We start from the raw sequence: 14,306 nt of genomic DNA, 5'->3' as shown, positions 1-14,306 counted from the left end.
GGCACATATGACAGAACTGACCTGGACCGACGACGACGCGCGCGCCGTCGACATCGCCCGGGTGCTGGCCGCCGACGCGGTGCAGAGGACCGGGAACGGGCACCCGGGCACACCGATCTCCCTGGCGCCCCTCGCCCACCTCCTCTACCACAAAGTCCTCCGGATGGATCCCCGGGACCCCCACTGGCTGGGCCGCGACCGATTCGTCCTCTCCGCGGGACATGCCTCGATGCTCCAGTACGCCCAGCTCTACAGCGCCGGCCTCGGACTGGAGCTGGAGGACCTCGAATCCCTGCGCACCGAGGGATCGCTGACGCCGGGGCACCCCGAGTACGGGCACACCCGGTTCGTGGAGACGACGACCGGGCCGCTCGGCGCCGGGCTGTCCACGGCGGTCGGCATGGCGATGGCCGCTCGGCGCGAGCACGGGCTCTACGACCCCGGCACGCCCCTGGGGGAGTCCGTCTTCGACCACGACGTCTACGTCATCGCCGGCGACGGATGCCTGCAGGAGGGCGTGCAGGCGGAGGCCGCTTCCCTGGCGGGGACCCAGGAACTCGGAAACCTCGTGGTCCTCTACGACGACAACCGCATCACCATCGAGGGCGACACCCGCATCGCCTTCACCGAGGACGTCGAGGCCCGGTACCGCGCCTACGGCTGGCACGTCCAGCACGTCGACTGGACGCAGGGGGGAACCGGCTACCGCGAGGACGTCCGCGCCCTCCACCGGGCGATCGAGGCCGCCCGGGCCGTCGCCGACCGCCCCAGCCTCATCCGGCTGACGACCGTCATCGGATGGCCCCTGCCGACGAAACAGGGATCGGAGTCGGTGCACGGCTCCGCCATCGGCGAGGACGAGATCGCCGCCCTGAAGAAGGTCCTGGGAATGCCTCCGGAGCCCTTCGGCTTCGACGCCTCCGTCATCGAACGGACCCGCGCCGCCCTCGCCGGCCGCGCCGCGCAGGAGCGCGCCGAGTGGGACAGCCGTTTCGGGCGGTGGCGCTCGGCCGCCCCCGAGCGGGCGGCCCTGCTCGACCGCGTCCGTGCGGGCCGGCTCCCCGACGCGCTCGCCCTGCCGGCGTTCCCGGAGGGGAGGATGAGCACGCGGAAGGCCTCGGGCAAGGTCCTCGACGCGCTCGGGCCCCAGCTGCCCGAGCTGTGGGGCGGATCCGCGGACCTGGCGGGTTCGAACAACACCACGATGTCGGGAGAGGACTCGTTCCTGCCCTCGGACCGCGCCGGAGCGCACTGGCCGGGGAGCCTGTTCGGCCGGGTCCTCCATTTCGGCGTTCGCGAGCACGCGATGGGAGGGGCCCTCAACGGGATCACCCTGTCAGGACTCACCCGCGCCTACGGAGGCACCTTCTTCGTCTTCTCCGACTACATGCGCCCAGCTGTGCGCCTGGCCGCGCTCATGGGCATCGGGTCCGTCTTCGTGTGGACCCATGACTCCATCGGCGTCGGCGAGGACGGACCGACCCACCAGCCGGTCGAGCACCTGGCGAGCTACCGGGCGATCCCGGGCCTCGACATCGTGCGCCCCGCGGACGCCAACGAGACGGCGGTCGTCTGGAGGGAGGTCCTCTCCCACCGCGACCGTCCCGCTGGCCTGGTCCTGTCACGCCAGGACCTGCGCACAGTGGACCGCGGAGATCCGGCCTTCGCCTCCGCGGAGGGGGCGGCGCGGGGCGCCTACGTGCTGCGCGAGGCCTCGTCGTCCCCCGAGCTCATCCTCATCGCCACCGGGTCCGAGGTGGAGGCGGCCCTGGAGGCCCAGGACCTGCTGGAGTCCCAGGGCGTCGCCACGCGCGTCGTGTCCATGCCCTGCCAGGAGTGGTTCGACGCCCAGGACGCCGGCTATCGGGACTCCGTCCTGCCGGAGGAGGTGCCGGCCCGGGTCAGCATCGAGGCGGGTCTGGCCCTGGGCTGGAGCCGCTACGTCGGACCGCGCGGAGCCTCGGTCAGCCTCGAGCATTTCGGCGAGTCCGCCCCCGGCGGGCGCCTCATGGAGAAATTCGGCTTCACCGGCGGGCACGTCGCCCAGGTGGCCAGGGACGTCCTCGCGAGCATGTGAGGACCAAGGGGAGGAAACACACCGGGGGCGCGGCCGCTGACCACGGTCAGGCCCCCGGTGTCGTCTCCTCGTCGAGGTGCGGCGCGACCTCGACCATCACTCCCTGCGCGCGCAAGCCCTCGACCGCCTCCTCCGTCGTCCCGGAATCGACGACGACGGCGTCGAACTCGTCGAGGGTGGCGAACTGGAAGAGGGCCCGGCGTGAGAACTTCGAATGGTCGAGGAGCATGATCCGCCGCTCGGCGGAGTCGAGCATCGCGCGCTTGACCGCGACGTTGTCCTGGTAGGGATGGAAACATGCCAACCCGGAGATCCCCGAGGCCGACACCACGGAGACGTCGGCGTGCATCGAACGGACGAAGTCCGTCACCGAGGGGCCCATCAGCGAGCGCGCCCACGGCTCATAGGTCCCTCCCGCCAGGACCAGCTTGATCGAGTTGCGCTCGACGACCTCGTTGGCCACGAGCAGGGAGTTCGTCACGATGGTGAGCGGCATCGTCTGCGGAAGGGCTCTGAGCAGCCAGATGCCCGACGTCGAGTCGTCGAGCATCAGCGATCCCCCGGAGGGGACCATCTGTGCGGCGACGGCCGCGACATCGCGTTTGAGCGCCGCCTGCTGCTCCAGGCGGAACTCGGCGTCGGCCTCCTGCATCGCGGAGGCGACGGCGACCACCTTGCCTCGATGGCGCTGGAGGACGCCGCGGTCCTCCAGCTGGGCGAGATCGCGGTAGACGGTCATCACGGACACGCCCGTCAGCGCCGCGAGCTTCTCGACGCTGATCGTGCCGTGCTTGATCACCGCCTCGGCGATCGCCAGCTGACGTTCCTTGGGGCCGTCCGCCTGGGCGTCCCCCGTGTTCCTCGCCATCCGCGCGCCTCCTCTCACATCGGGTGTCCGCGAGTGGTCGCGCCCTCAGGCGCCGAGGGCCGCGCCCATCCGATCGATCTGAGCCACCCGGCGGGCGTGGCGTCCGCCGAGGAAGTCGGTGGCGAGCCACACGTCGACGATCTCTTCTGCGACGCCCGGCCCGACGACGCGCGCCCCGATGGCCAGGGCGTTCGCATCGTTGTGCTCGCGGGACAGTCGCGCGGAGAACGCCTCGGAGACGATGGCGCAGCGGATGCCCGCCACCTTGTTCGCCGACATGCCGATCCCCTGGCCGGTGCCGCACACCAAGACCGCCCGATCGGCCTCGCCGGAGGCGACCTTGCGTGCCGCCGCCTCCCCGAAGACGGGATAGTCGCAGGACTGCGTGGAATGGGTTCCCACGTCGATGACCTCGTGGCCCTGGTCGCGCAGCCGCCGCGCCAGGCGCTCCTTCAGTTCGAAGCCCGCGTGATCGCTTCCCATCGCGATTCTCATCGATCCTCCATCCGTGTCGGACCTCCATTGTCCCTGCCCGCAGGCGCCGAGGCGACGCGCCATGCCGCCGGACGGCGGATGGCCTCGGCCCCGCCCCGCGCTAATGTGGCTCCGACGCGACGCGACACCCAGGAGGCCTCCCCATGACGATCCGCACCTTCACCGATGAGGAGCTCCGCCGCGTGGGCGGCCTGAAGTGGAGCGGGATCACCACGGGGGACGGCTCCCCCACGATCGGCGCGTGGGTGGCGGAGATGGACTTCGCCACCGCGCCTCCTGTGGCCGAGGCGATGAAACGGGCCATCGACGACGGCCTGCTCGGCTACCAACCGACCTGGCTGGCCGGGCGGGTCGCCGACGCGCTCTCCGCCTTCGAGCGCCGCCGCTTCGGATGGGACGTGGACCCCGCGCACATCCGGCTGGCGGAGTCCGTCCTGCCCGCCCTGCGCGCCACGCTCGCGCACCTGGTGCGCCCCGGAGCCCCCGTGGTCGTCCCCACCCCGGCCTACATGCCGTTCCTCACGATCCCCGAGGAGCTGGGCCACGAGGTCATCCAGGTGCCCTCCCTGCACGGGGACGGAGCCTGCGGGCGCGGCTGGGCGCTGGACCTGGAGGGCATCCGGGCGGGCCTGGAGGCCGGGGCCGGCCTGGTCATGCTGTGCAACCCGTGGAACCCCACGGGGCGCGTCCTCACCGAGCAGGAGCTGCGGGGCCTCCAGGGCGTCGTCGCCGGCTTCGACGCGCTGGTGTTCTCCGATGAGATCCACAGCCCGCTGGTCCTCGGAGAATGCGGCCGCTTCCTCTCCTACGCCCGGCTCGGCCCCGAGTTCGCCGCCCACACCGTCACGGCCACCGCCGCCTCCAAGGGGTGGAACATCGCCGGGCTGCCCTGCGCGCAGGTGGTCCTGCCGGACGAGGACCTCAGGCGGCGATGGGACGCCTTCGGCCCGTCGGTGGCCCACGGCGCCTCCACCATCGGGGCGCTGGGCGCCGTGGCCGCCTACCTGCATGGGGACGACTGGCAGGCCGAGGTCCGCGAGGTCGTCGAGGAGAACGTCGACCTCGCCCTGGAGGCCGCGGCGGGCACCGGCATCGACCTCGTCCGCCCTCAGGGCACCTACCTCACCTGGTGGGGCTTCGAGGGGCTGGGCCTGCCCTCCTCCCCCGCCACCGTCCTGCGGGAGCGCAGCCGCATCGCGACGAACGACGGCGCGGCCCTCGGTCGCGGCTACGAGCAGTGGGCCCGCATCAACCTGGCGTGCTCCCCCGCCGCCGCCCGGGAGATCGTCGAGGGCGTCCTGGGCGTCCTCGCCTGATCGGCCGAGGACGCCCAGGCGCGCGTCATGCCGCCATGCCGAGGGCGTAGACGGCGACCGTCGCCAGGGAGGACCCCACGATCGGCGCGATGATCGGGATCCAGGAGTAGGACCAGTCGGCCGGCGTCTTCCCCGGGATGGGCAGGATCGTGTACGCGATGCGCGGGGACAGGTCCCTCGCCGGGTTCAGCGCGTAGCCCGTCGCCCCGCCGAGGCCCATGCCGATCGTCACGATGACCAATGCCACGGCCAGCGGCCCGATCTGCGTCGGCGTCCCGCCCGAGACCAGCACCCACGCGACGAGGATGCCGGTCGCCACGACCTCGGTGACGAAGTTCCACCCGTAGCTGCGCACGGCCGGGCCGGTGGCAAAGGTCCCGAGCTTGACCCCGGGCTCGGTGGGCTGGTCGTACTGGCGCTTGAGCGCGAGCCACGCCAGGACCGCGCCCACGAACGCCCCGAGGAACTGGGCCGCGAGGTAGATCCCGACATTGCCGGCGCTCACCGGGATGCCCCCCTGCCCGGCCGGCAGACCGTTGAGCGTGACGGATCCGTCGAACCCGTGGGCGATCACCTTGGCCACGGTCACCGAGGGATTGAGGTGGGCCCCTGTCTTCCACGCCCCGTAGCAGCCGGCGAAGACCGCGAAACCCCAGCCGAGGGTCACCACGACCCACCCGGAGTTCGAGGCCTTGGACCGGGGGAGGAAGACCGCCGCCGTGACGGCGGTCCCGATCGTCATCATGATCACGGTCCCCAGGAACTCGGAACTGAACATGTCCCATGGCGTGGGGACCGCCGGGACATCCGTCGCCGTCGCCACGGTGAGCAATGCGTCCAACATCATCGTTGCCTTCTTCTCGTGTGGGGAATGCCGTGGCCCGGACGGCCGGCGGCTCGCGCTCGAGCCGACCGGACCACGGCCCCGTCCCGGGACGGTCCCGGGCGGGTCGTCGTCCTTCAGGCGTGCACGATGCCCGACAGCCGCGCCATCGTGGCCTCCATGTCCGGCACCTGCCAGACGTTGCGCCCGAAGATCAGGCCGCGGGCGCCCGCGGCGATGGCGTCGCGCGCGGCGCGGGCCACCTGCTCGTCGGAGGCCGCAGCCCCGCCGAGCGTGAGCACCGGGACGTCCCCGGCCTCCTCGATGAGGACACGCTCCGCCTCGACGTCGCCGACGAACTCGGTCTTGATCGCGTCGGCGCCCAGTTCCGCCGCGATGCGGCACATCTGCCGGAGCCCCTCGGGGTCCTTCTGGTCGGCGTTGCGCCGGCCCCACAGGGTCGCCTCCACGATGACCGGCAGCCCCAGCGCGTGGGCGCGCTGGACGTAGGAGGCGACCGCCGCGACGTTGTCCGCGAACATCCCGCCGTCCTCCGGCCAGCCGATGAGGTAGAGGCAGACGGCCCCCGCCCCGAGCGCGAGCGCCTCGCGCGGCTCGATGAGGGTCCGGTAGCGCTCTCCCAGCTCGGTCTGCATCCGAGGGTCCAGGGTGGTCCAGTCCGCCCGGAGGATCGCCACGGGAGCCTTCCGGTGGGCGAAGAGGTCCTGGGTCTGGGCGAGCATCCCGCCCGTGACCAGGACGGCCTCGGGGCCGCCGGCGAGGATCCGGCGCATGAGGGCCACCGGGTCGCCGAGGCCTGCGGGGATGGGGAGCGCCTGCCCGTGGTCGAACGCGACGACGAACGCCCGCCCCGACGACTCGTCGAAGATCTGCCCAAGACGCATGGAGATACCGCTCATAGTTTGTTTGCTGCCTTCCTGTTCGTCCGTTGAGGGCCGCAGCACGGTGTCTGCGGCGGTGTGGCGCAGGTCCGTCAGGCCCTGCGGTTGAGCAGTTCCCCGCCGGCGAGGAAGCGCGTGAGCTCCTCGACTCCGATCTCGACGGAGGTCTCCATGGTGTCGGCCGAGGTCCCCGCCAGATGCGAGGTCAGCGTGATGTTGTCCAGGGACAGATAGGGGTGGTCCGGCGCCAGGGGTTCCCGCTCGTAGACGTCGATGGCGGCGCCGCCGATGGCGTGCGCGCGCAGCGCCCCCGCGAGGGCAGCCTCGTCGACGAGGTCGGCGCGAGCCGTGTTGACGAGGTACGCCGTCGGTTTCATCAGCTTCAGGGTCTCCGCGTTGATCATGTGATGCGTCGACTCCGAGATGCGCATGTGCAGGGTGACGAAGTCGGACTGGGCCAGCAGGTCCTCCAGCGTGTCCGCCCTGGCCGCGCCCGCCTCCTCGATCCTGTCGGCGGAGACGTAGGGGTCGAAGACCAGGATTCTGCTCTCGAACCCGCGGAGCCGCTGGGCGACCCGGCTGCCGATGTTCCCGAAGCCGACGATCCCGACGGTGCACTTGCGCATGTCGTGGATGTGCGCCTGATTGACGTACTCCTTGCACCACGCTCCCTCCTTGAGGAGGTGGAAGCTCCGCGCGATGTTCTTGTTCTCCGCGATCATCATGCCGACCGTGAAGTCGGCGACGGCGTTGGCGGAACGCCATGGGGCGTTCACCAGGGGGATGCCGCGCTCGCGAAGCGCGTCGACATCGGCGTTCTCGTACCCGCCTCGGAGGACGGCGACGAGGCGGAGGTTCGCGGCCCGCTCGATGACCGCCTTGTTGACCGAGGCGACGTGGACGACGATCACGTCCTTGTCCGAGCAATTGTCCAGAAGAGCCTGGCACGAGGGCGCCGCGTCGACCCCTTCATGCTCGATGAGCCCCATCCGGTCGGTGATCTCGGCCATCGACGTCATGTCGGCGTCCTCGACGATGGTGACCTCGGCACCCAGCTGCTCGAGGCCCTTCATCTTCTGCATCATCGACACGGTGACGCCGCCATCGGCGACGCACAGGATCTTCATGGTCATCTTCCTTCTTCTCTCTCTTGCGGATGATGGGAGTCTGTCCGGCCGCGGCCGGACCGGCGCTCCCCGGGCCCCAGGTCCCAGACGCGCCGCGAACTGGTGTTGACCGCGCTGTAGCCCGCGTCGAAGAGCTGGCGGGCGATCTCCTCCCCCGACACGAAGCCCCCGGCGATCACCGGACGGCCGCCCGCGGCCTGCAGCACGGAGCCGGCGACGGTCAGGGCCATCGGCCCGGGCACGATCTCGAACCCGGTCCAGCGCGATGTCGGCATCGTCGACAACGACGTCTCCAGGGCGCGGCTGTCGAGCAGGAACACCCTCCAGAACACGTCGAGTCCCGCCTCCAGGGCGTGGTTGCCGGTGACGACGGACGAGGTGAACACGCCGTCCACGCCGAAGGCCTGCCGGAGCAGCCGGATCCCCCTCTGGTCGGACTTCAGGCCCTCCACCAGGTCGGGGCGGACGAGCACCGGCTTGCCCATCGCGTGGCACTCCTGCGTGAGGGAGGCGATATTGCCGATGTGGACATTGGTCAGGAGGATGCACGGCGCGGACGAGTGGAGGGCGTCCTGCAGATGGGCGAGGTTGTACAGGGAGGCCACGACCGTGCGCGAGCCCGCGGGGATGACGGTCATCGGCACAGCCTGTCCAGGCACCGCAGCCACGCGTCGAACTTGGCGCCGTAGGCTTTCGTCGCCTCCGGCGAATGGGTGATGGTCCGCCCCGAGGGGACCATCGCCTCGGCCGCCTCCACAACGGAGGGGTACGCCCCCAGGGCCGCCGCGGCGGCGACCACGGCGCCGAGGATGCCCGACTCCGCCACGGGGACGGTCTCCAGGTCGAGGCCCAGGACGTCGACCAGGAGCTGTGACCATTCGGGGGACTTCGTCACCCCGCCGGTGAGCCTGGCCCGGCCGGCCAGCGCGCCGTAGCCCCGGAGCCGTTCGATGTGCTCCTTGTGCGAGAAGGCGACGCCCTCGTAGAGGGAGCGCAGGAGCTGAGTGATGCCGTCCGCGTTGGAGACGTTCGTCCACCCTCCCAGGCCCCCCGGATGGAGGTTCGACCCGAAGACCATCGGGAGGTAGGACACCTGGCGGGAGTCGGCGCCCGGGGCGAAGACCACGGCGTCGCACAGGTGGAACAGCTCCTTGTTGCTCAACGACTCCATGCCCGGCAGGGGTTTGAGGACGTTGGAGACGAACCACTCGAGGTTCGCCGCCGAGGTCGGCGATGCCTCCATGACAAGGTAGCGGCCCGGCATGGGAGCCAGCGAGGTCATGAAGAGCCGTTCGTCGACCACCGGATCCGGGGTGAAGTACTCGTTGATGGACCATGTCCCCGTCACCACCGAGAGCTGGTGGTCCCTCACCGCGCCCGCCCCGATGGCAGAGGCCGAGATGTCGGAGACGCCGCCCAGCACCGGGGTTCCCGCCCGGAGTCCCACCTGCTGGGCGACGTCCGCCCGGATCCGGCCCGCCACGTCGCCGGAGCCGACGAGCGGAGGCAACTTGTCCGACCAGGCTCCCAGGCCCATCCGTCCGAGACCCGTGGCATCCAGCGTCCTCGTGCGCATGTCGAGGAAGTTCGTGCAGGAGGCGTCCGTGATCTCGAAGGCCGGCACTCCCGTGAGCCGGAAACGGATGTAGTCCTTGACCATGAAGATGTGGCGGGCGCGCTCGACGCTGTCCGGCTCGTGCTCCGACAGCCAGGCGAGCAGCGCCAGGGGGGCTCCGGGGAACAGGGATTGCATCGTCGAGTCGAGGAAGGTCTCCGCGTAGGAGCCGTCGGACGTCCATCGGTCGACGATGTCCTGGGCCCTGGAGTCGTTCGAGATGATGCCGTTGCGCACGGGCGCCCCATCGGGGCCGACCAGGTAGAGGCCGTTGCCGTGACCGGTCACCGTCACGGCGGCGACATCGGCGGGATCGATGCCGCTGTCCTCCACGACGGCGCGGATCGCGCCGACGTTGGCCGTCCACAGGTCCTCCATGTCGCGTTCGCTCCAGCCGGCCTCCGTGAGCACCGGGGGGACGGACTCAGTGGCCAGGGCGATGAGTTCGCCGCCGACCGAGTACAGCGCGGCCTTCGACACGGTCCCGCCGTTGTCGATGCCCAGAATGTATTGCGTCATTGCAACCCTTTCGCACACAAAAAAGCCCGCCCCCCTGGCGCTTCTCAACGCCAAGGGAACGAGCTGACAGTGACACAGGCTCTGCGTCTTTTGTTTTGGTGGCGCCAGGATACACAGACGCCGGGGGCGCGTCAAAGGGTGCCGCGTCAGGCCGCGGCGAGCACCGCCTCGATCCCCCGGCGGACCGTCTCCCCCGCCCGTGCCGCCGCCTCGACCACGGCGGACGGATCCGTGGAGGCCTCGGCGAAGGACAGGTCGGACACGACGCTCATGCCCGCCACCCGCACGCCGAGCGCGCGCAGGGTGAGGGCCTCCATCACGGTCGACATCCCCACGCAGTCCGCGCCGGTCGACGCCAGCCACCGGGTCTCCGCGCGCGTCTGGTACTCGGGTCCGCGCAGGATCGCGTAGACGCCTCTGCGCTGGCACACGCCCGCCACCACGTCCGTGAGCGCCGGGTCCCAGGTGTCCCGGGGATCCAGGAAGACCGTCCCGTCGAAGGGCGAATGGCCGGAGAAGTTCAGGTGGTCCTCGATCGCCATGACATCGCCGAGCGCCCAGTCGCGCAGGCATCCGTTCGCGTTGCACAGCACGGCCCGCGACGCCCCCGACGCCGCGGCCGCCCGCACGAAGGAGGTGACCCGGGAGGCGGAGGCGCCCTCGTACAGGTGCGTGCGTCCCAGCGCCACGAGGACGTCGCGGCCCGCGCGCCGGTAGGAGCGGACCTCGTCGACGTGCCCGTCCGCCTGGGGCTCCAGGACGCCCGGGATCGCGGACAGAGGGAACCGCGCGCGAGGCTCGCCCCAGGACTCGAGCGCCCCCGCGAGGCCGGAGCCCAGCACGACCACCGTGTCGTGGCGCTCCACCCCCGACAGGCGGGCGATCGCGCGGGCGTCCTCATGGGACTCCGCGCGCAGGAGGGCCTGCGGGAATTCCTCCGGGGTCATCTCTGCGCCCCCTCCGCGAAGGTCCGGGCACCCGCGGACTCCTGGGCCCGCACCCGCGAGCGGGAGGTCAGCAGGTAGCCTGCGAACCCGACGAGCATGGCCAGCAGAATCCCGATGTTGGAGTACGCCCAGTCCCCCTCGCGCCCTCCGATGGGACCGAGCAGATACCCCTGCCAGCTGAGCCACGAGGCGGAGGAGTTGACGACGAGCCCCCACCCGACGAAGGCCCCGATCAGCAGCGAGGCGACCGCGCCCCAGTTGACGGACCCGTAGACGCCGCCGGCGTGGAACAGGTCGGGCTCGTTGTAGTCCTTCCTGCGCAGCAGGATGTCCGCCAGCATGACGCCGCCCCATGCGGCGATGACGACGCCGAGCGTGGTGAGGAAACCCGTGAACGGCGTGATGAACGAGTCGGCGAAGAACACCACCCAGATGGTGCCGATCAGCATGATCGTGCCGTCGATCGCGGTGGCGACCGGGCGGATGACCGGGAGGCCGGCCGACAGCAGCGACAGTCCGGAGCTGTAGATGTCCATGACGATGCCGCCGATGAGGCCCAGGATCGCGACGATCGCGAAGGGGATGAGGAACCAGGTCGGCAGGATCGTCGTGAGCGCGCCGATGGGATCGAGGTCGATGGCCTCGCCCAGGTCGGGGTCAGATCCCACGAGCAGGAGGCCGAAGAGCACCAGGATGACGGTGGGCAGGGCCGATCCGAAGGTCGTCCATCCCACGACGCCCCGGGTCGAGGCCGAGCGCGGCAGGTAGCGCGAGTAGTCTGCGGCGGCGTTGATCCACCCGAAGCCGAACCCCGCGAGCAGCATGCACAGCGCGCCGATGACGGCGGTGGCCGGGCCCGCGGGAATCGCGGAGACGGCCGCCCAGTCGATCCTCGGCAGGGTCAGGCCCAGGTAGATCACGGTGAGCGCGGCCGTCAGCCACGTGATCCACGTCTGCACCTTCATGATCGTGTCGAAGCCGAGGATGCCGGAGCCCGCGGCGATCGCGACGACCAGGATCAGGCTGACGATCTGGGCGATCAGGTGGTTCTCGAATCCGAGCGCCCCCATGACGGTGGCGGTGGCCTGGACGGCCATGATGCACAGGAAGGTCTCCCAGCCGACCGTGAGGATCCAGGAGATGACGGCCGACAGGCGGTTGCCGTTGTGCCCGAAGGCCGCGCGGGAGAGCACCAGCGTGGGCGCCGATCCCCGTTTGCCCGCGATGGCGATGAGGCCGCAGGCGAGGAAGGAGAGGACGACGCCGATGACGCTGGCGGCGACGGCCTGCCAGAAGGAGATGCCGAAGCCCAGCACCCACGCGCCCCAGGACAGCCCCAGGACGGAGATGTTCGCGGCGAACCACGGCATGAACAGGTCGGAGGGCTTGCCCTTCCGGTCGGATTCGGGGATGACGTCCAGGCCCGCCATCTCGACGGCCAGCCCTGCGGAGTCTGCGGAGTCGGGGACGGATGTGTGCTCGCTCATGGGTGCTCCTGTCGCCGGATGGGTCCCCTTGAGCGTAGTCGCGCGCCAGCCCCGTTGACGAGGGCGTTCCCTGCCCTTTTGGGCGGATCGCGGTCAGAGCGGCGAGGCGGCCGGCGGCGGGTTCAGCCCGCGACGACGGGGTTGGACAGGGTGCCGATCCCCGACACCGAGATGTCGACGCGGTCCCCGGCCACGATCGGCCCGACGCCCGCGGGCGTGCCGGTGATGATGACGTCGCCGGGCAGCAGGGTGAAGACGCGTGAGATGTAGGAGACGAGCTCCCGCACGGGGGTGATCATGTGGGCCGTCGTGTCCGACTGGCGGAGCTCGCCGTTGACGGAGGAGGTCACGCGCAGGTCCGTGACGTCCAGGTCCGGGCCGACCTCGATCCACGGGCCCAGTGGGCACGAGGTGTCGAAGCCCTTGGCCCGCGTCCACTGCCCGTCGGCGCGCTGGGCGTCGCGCGCGGAGACGTCGTTGGCGCAGGTGTAGCCCAGGATGACGTCGCCGACCCGGTCAACGGGCACGTCTTTGGCGAGGGTCTTGATGACGACGGCGAGTTCGGCCTCGTGGTGGACCTCCTGGGACCACGGGGGCAGGACGATCGGGTCGTCGGGGCCGATGACGGAGGTGTTGGGCTTGAGGAAGAGGATCGGGTGGTCCGGAGCCTCCCCGCCCATCTCCCGGGCGTGGTCGGCGTAGTTCTTGCCGACGCCGACGACCTTCGACCGGGGGATCACCGGGGAGAGCAGCCGCACGTCCTCGAGCTCGAAGATCTGGCCCGAGGGCTCGACCGGCGCGAACAACGGGTCGTTCCTCAGGGCCACGATGTTCTCGGAGGACTCATCCAGGGCGCCGTAGCGCGGGTTGTCGCCGTCGGAGAAGCGCACGATTCGCATGGACACAGGCTACGTCAGGACCCTGTGGCCGCGCCGAACCGTGGAGTTCCCACCGAGCCGAGGCCCTGTTCCGCTTCATCTCGGTACAAACCCCGCGGTTCGATGAGAAATCCACGGCCCAGCGCCAATCTGGGCGACGCGCAGGGCCGCCCTCGTCCGGTACTCAGCCGCGCTGGCCCCACCGATTCCGGCCCTGGCACACCGCGTCAAGACTCGACTGTCCCTATTATTTATCCGATCGATCGCCGGTAGGTGGCGAGCTGCTGTTTCATCCCTGAAAGACGCTGTGCGTGCGCGTCTCCCCGTCGGAGGGCAACAGCCATCGCCAGGATGTCGATGACGACCAGTCCTGCGATGCGACTCACGGTGGGCGTGAAGAAATCGGTGTCCTCGAAGGTACGCACGATCAGATGAACGTCGCAGTGTTGCAGGAGAGGCGTGTCTTCCCCGAGATCCCGATGACCGTCGAACCGTTCGACCGCGCCGTGCGAGCGATCTCGATCATCGATCGAACGCGGCCTGTGTTGGAGATGACGATCGTGACCGTCTCCGGAGTCGCCATCGCAGCCGCCATTAGCTGTTGGTGGGCGTCAGGCGCCGCGGTAGCGGGAAGGCCGAACAACGGCGCACGCTGCTCGCCGTCCATCGCGACCAATGCCGAGGCCCCGACTCCCGCGAAGTTGATCCGATCCGCCTGAAGGATGGCACCGACGGCCTTGTCCAGTTCGGTCTCGTCGAGAGACCGTCGTGCACGGTCGAGGCTGCTGATCGTATGGTCGAAGATCTTGTGCGAGAGCTGGCCAACGTCGTCGGTGGCGGAGATACTCGCGAACGTCGCCGGAAAGCCAAGAGCCAGACTCTGTGCCAATGCGAGCTTGAAAGACTGGAACCCGTCATAGCCCATGCTCAGGCAGAACCGCATGACGGTCGGCTCGCTCACCCCGGCAGTATCCGCTACAGCGGCCATCGTCGCGTCCATGGCGAACGTGGGGTTCTCTAGGACGACGTCGGCGACCTTTCTCTCCGCTCTGCTCAACTCTGTCGATTTTGCCGCCAGACGCTCCAGCAGAGGAGCATCACCGAGGTCTCGCAGATCCGTCACGACCGCCTCCTGTCTCTCCACCCGCACCCAACCCTCTCAGGGTACCCGGAGCCCGCGCCACGCAACCCGGCTCCAAGAAGGACGGCAGCCCCGAGATAGGTAGTATCACTACTTCCGATGAATCTAAGA

The 14,306-nt window shown here is 70.1% G+C and carries 14 protein-coding genes; 2 read left to right on the top strand and 12 right to left on the bottom strand.

Going from position 1 to position 14,306, the window contains the following annotated elements; translation table 11 throughout:
- The first annotated feature begins 7 nt into the window (after positions 1-7).
- Positions 8-2,077 (top strand): transketolase, encoded by a 2,070-nt coding sequence (gene tkt / locus ACFQWG_RS02220; protein WP_380971712.1) that lies wholly within the window; start codon positions 8-10, stop codon positions 2,075-2,077.
- Between the two features lie 46 nt (positions 2,078-2,123).
- On the opposite strand, the gene ACFQWG_RS02215 is transcribed toward tkt, so the two are convergent.
- Together ACFQWG_RS02215 and rpiB are read right to left on the bottom strand one after the other, a co-directional pair.
- Positions 2,124-2,945 carry a DeoR/GlpR family DNA-binding transcription regulator gene (locus ACFQWG_RS02215; protein ID WP_380971710.1) on the bottom strand — a complete coding sequence of 274 codons (822 nt, stop codon included), beginning with the start codon at positions 2,943-2,945 and terminating at the stop codon, positions 2,124-2,126.
- 45 nt (positions 2,946-2,990) lie between these two features.
- Positions 2,991-3,440, bottom strand: a complete 450-nt coding sequence (rpiB, locus tag ACFQWG_RS02210) for a ribose 5-phosphate isomerase B (RefSeq protein ID WP_380971708.1) — start codon at positions 3,438-3,440, stop codon at positions 2,991-2,993.
- 143 nt (positions 3,441-3,583) lie between these two features.
- On the opposite strand from rpiB, the gene ACFQWG_RS02205 reads away from it, so the two are divergent.
- The gene (locus ACFQWG_RS02205; RefSeq protein WP_380971706.1) at positions 3,584-4,756 is read left to right on the top strand and encodes a MalY/PatB family protein; all 1,173 of its coding nucleotides are present in this window, start codon (positions 3,584-3,586) and stop codon (positions 4,754-4,756) included.
- A 25-nt stretch (positions 4,757-4,781) separates the two neighbouring features.
- Here the strand turns inward: ACFQWG_RS02205 and ACFQWG_RS02200 are convergent, their stop codons facing one another.
- The 10 genes from ACFQWG_RS02200 to ACFQWG_RS02155 all read right to left on the bottom strand — a co-directional run bounded on the left by ACFQWG_RS02200 (position 4,782) and on the right by ACFQWG_RS02155 (position 14,177).
- On the bottom strand, positions 4,782-5,600 hold the full coding sequence (locus ACFQWG_RS02200; protein WP_380976172.1) for an MIP/aquaporin family protein: 819 nt from the start codon (positions 5,598-5,600) through the stop codon (positions 4,782-4,784).
- A gap of 116 nt (positions 5,601-5,716) precedes the next feature.
- A complete protein-coding gene (locus tag ACFQWG_RS02195) occupies positions 5,717-6,499 on the bottom strand; it encodes a class I fructose-bisphosphate aldolase (protein ID WP_291500819.1) in 783 nt (260 codons plus the stop codon).
- Positions 6,500-6,573: 74 nt separating this feature from the next.
- Positions 6,574-7,608, bottom strand: a complete 1,035-nt coding sequence (locus ACFQWG_RS02190; protein ID WP_380971704.1) for a 2-hydroxyacid dehydrogenase — start codon at positions 7,606-7,608, stop codon at positions 6,574-6,576.
- A 2-nt stretch (positions 7,609-7,610) separates the two neighbouring features.
- Positions 7,611-8,246 carry a glycerol-3-phosphate responsive antiterminator gene (locus ACFQWG_RS02185; protein ID WP_380971702.1) on the bottom strand — a complete coding sequence of 212 codons (636 nt, stop codon included), beginning with the start codon at positions 8,244-8,246 and terminating at the stop codon, positions 7,611-7,613.
- Positions 8,243-9,742, bottom strand: coding sequence for an FGGY-family carbohydrate kinase (locus ACFQWG_RS02180; RefSeq protein WP_380971700.1), 1,500 nt, complete (start codon positions 9,740-9,742; stop codon positions 8,243-8,245). The genes ACFQWG_RS02185 and ACFQWG_RS02180 overlap by 4 nt, the downstream gene beginning before the upstream one ends.
- A 146-nt stretch (positions 9,743-9,888) precedes the next feature.
- Positions 9,889-10,689, bottom strand: coding sequence for a purine-nucleoside phosphorylase (locus ACFQWG_RS02175; RefSeq protein ID WP_380971698.1), 801 nt, complete (start codon positions 10,687-10,689; stop codon positions 9,889-9,891).
- Complete coding sequence (locus ACFQWG_RS02170; protein WP_380971696.1) at positions 10,686-12,176, bottom strand: purine-cytosine permease family protein; 1,491 nt, start codon at positions 12,174-12,176, stop codon at positions 10,686-10,688. The genes ACFQWG_RS02175 and ACFQWG_RS02170 overlap by 4 nt, the downstream gene beginning before the upstream one ends.
- Before the next feature lie 122 nt (positions 12,177-12,298).
- The gene (locus tag ACFQWG_RS02165) at positions 12,299-13,075 is read right to left on the bottom strand and encodes a fumarylacetoacetate hydrolase family protein (RefSeq protein WP_380971694.1); all 777 of its coding nucleotides are present in this window, start codon (positions 13,073-13,075) and stop codon (positions 12,299-12,301) included.
- Positions 13,076-13,305: 230 nt separating this feature from the next.
- Complete coding sequence (locus ACFQWG_RS02160; RefSeq protein WP_380971692.1) at positions 13,306-13,479, bottom strand: hypothetical protein; 174 nt, start codon at positions 13,477-13,479, stop codon at positions 13,306-13,308.
- A gap of 2 nt (positions 13,480-13,481) precedes the next feature.
- On the bottom strand, positions 13,482-14,177 hold the full coding sequence (locus ACFQWG_RS02155; RefSeq protein ID WP_380971690.1) for an SIS domain-containing protein: 696 nt from the start codon (positions 14,175-14,177) through the stop codon (positions 13,482-13,484).
- Positions 14,178-14,306: the final 129 nt, after the last annotated feature.

The organism is Schaalia naturae, from assembly GCF_042665795.1.
Classification (GTDB): Bacteria; Actinomycetota; Actinomycetes; order Actinomycetales; family Actinomycetaceae; genus Pauljensenia; species Pauljensenia naturae.
Note: the sequence above shows the minus strand (reverse complement) of the source record. Positions and strands in the feature narration are given on the sequence as shown.

Bases quoted from the DNA above. Each gene is read 5' to 3' on its own strand.
- tkt (WP_380971712.1), top strand. From the start codon at position 8: ATGACAGAACTGACCTGGACCGACGACGACGCGCGCGCCGTCGACATC.
- ACFQWG_RS02215 (WP_380971710.1), bottom strand. From the start codon at position 2,945: ATGGCGAGGAACACGGGGGACGCCCAGGCGGACGGCCCCAAGGAACGT.
- rpiB (WP_380971708.1), bottom strand. From the start codon at position 3,440: ATGAGAATCGCGATGGGAAGCGATCACGCGGGCTTCGAACTGAAGGAG.
- ACFQWG_RS02205 (WP_380971706.1), top strand. From the start codon at position 3,584: ATGACGATCCGCACCTTCACCGATGAGGAGCTCCGCCGCGTGGGCGGC.
- ACFQWG_RS02200 (WP_380976172.1), bottom strand. From the start codon at position 5,600: ATGTTGGACGCATTGCTCACCGTGGCGACGGCGACGGATGTCCCGGCG.
- ACFQWG_RS02195 (WP_291500819.1), bottom strand. From the start codon at position 6,499: ATGAGCGGTATCTCCATGCGTCTTGGGCAGATCTTCGACGAGTCGTCG.
- ACFQWG_RS02190 (WP_380971704.1), bottom strand. From the start codon at position 7,608: ATGAAGATCCTGTGCGTCGCCGATGGCGGCGTCACCGTGTCGATGATG.
- ACFQWG_RS02185 (WP_380971702.1), bottom strand. From the start codon at position 8,246: ATGACCGTCATCCCCGCGGGCTCGCGCACGGTCGTGGCCTCCCTGTAC.
- ACFQWG_RS02180 (WP_380971700.1), bottom strand. From the start codon at position 9,742: ATGACGCAATACATTCTGGGCATCGACAACGGCGGGACCGTGTCGAAG.
- ACFQWG_RS02175 (WP_380971698.1), bottom strand. From the start codon at position 10,689: ATGACCCCGGAGGAATTCCCGCAGGCCCTCCTGCGCGCGGAGTCCCAT.
- ACFQWG_RS02170 (WP_380971696.1), bottom strand. From the start codon at position 12,176: ATGAGCGAGCACACATCCGTCCCCGACTCCGCAGACTCCGCAGGGCTG.
- ACFQWG_RS02165 (WP_380971694.1), bottom strand. From the start codon at position 13,075: ATGCGAATCGTGCGCTTCTCCGACGGCGACAACCCGCGCTACGGCGCC.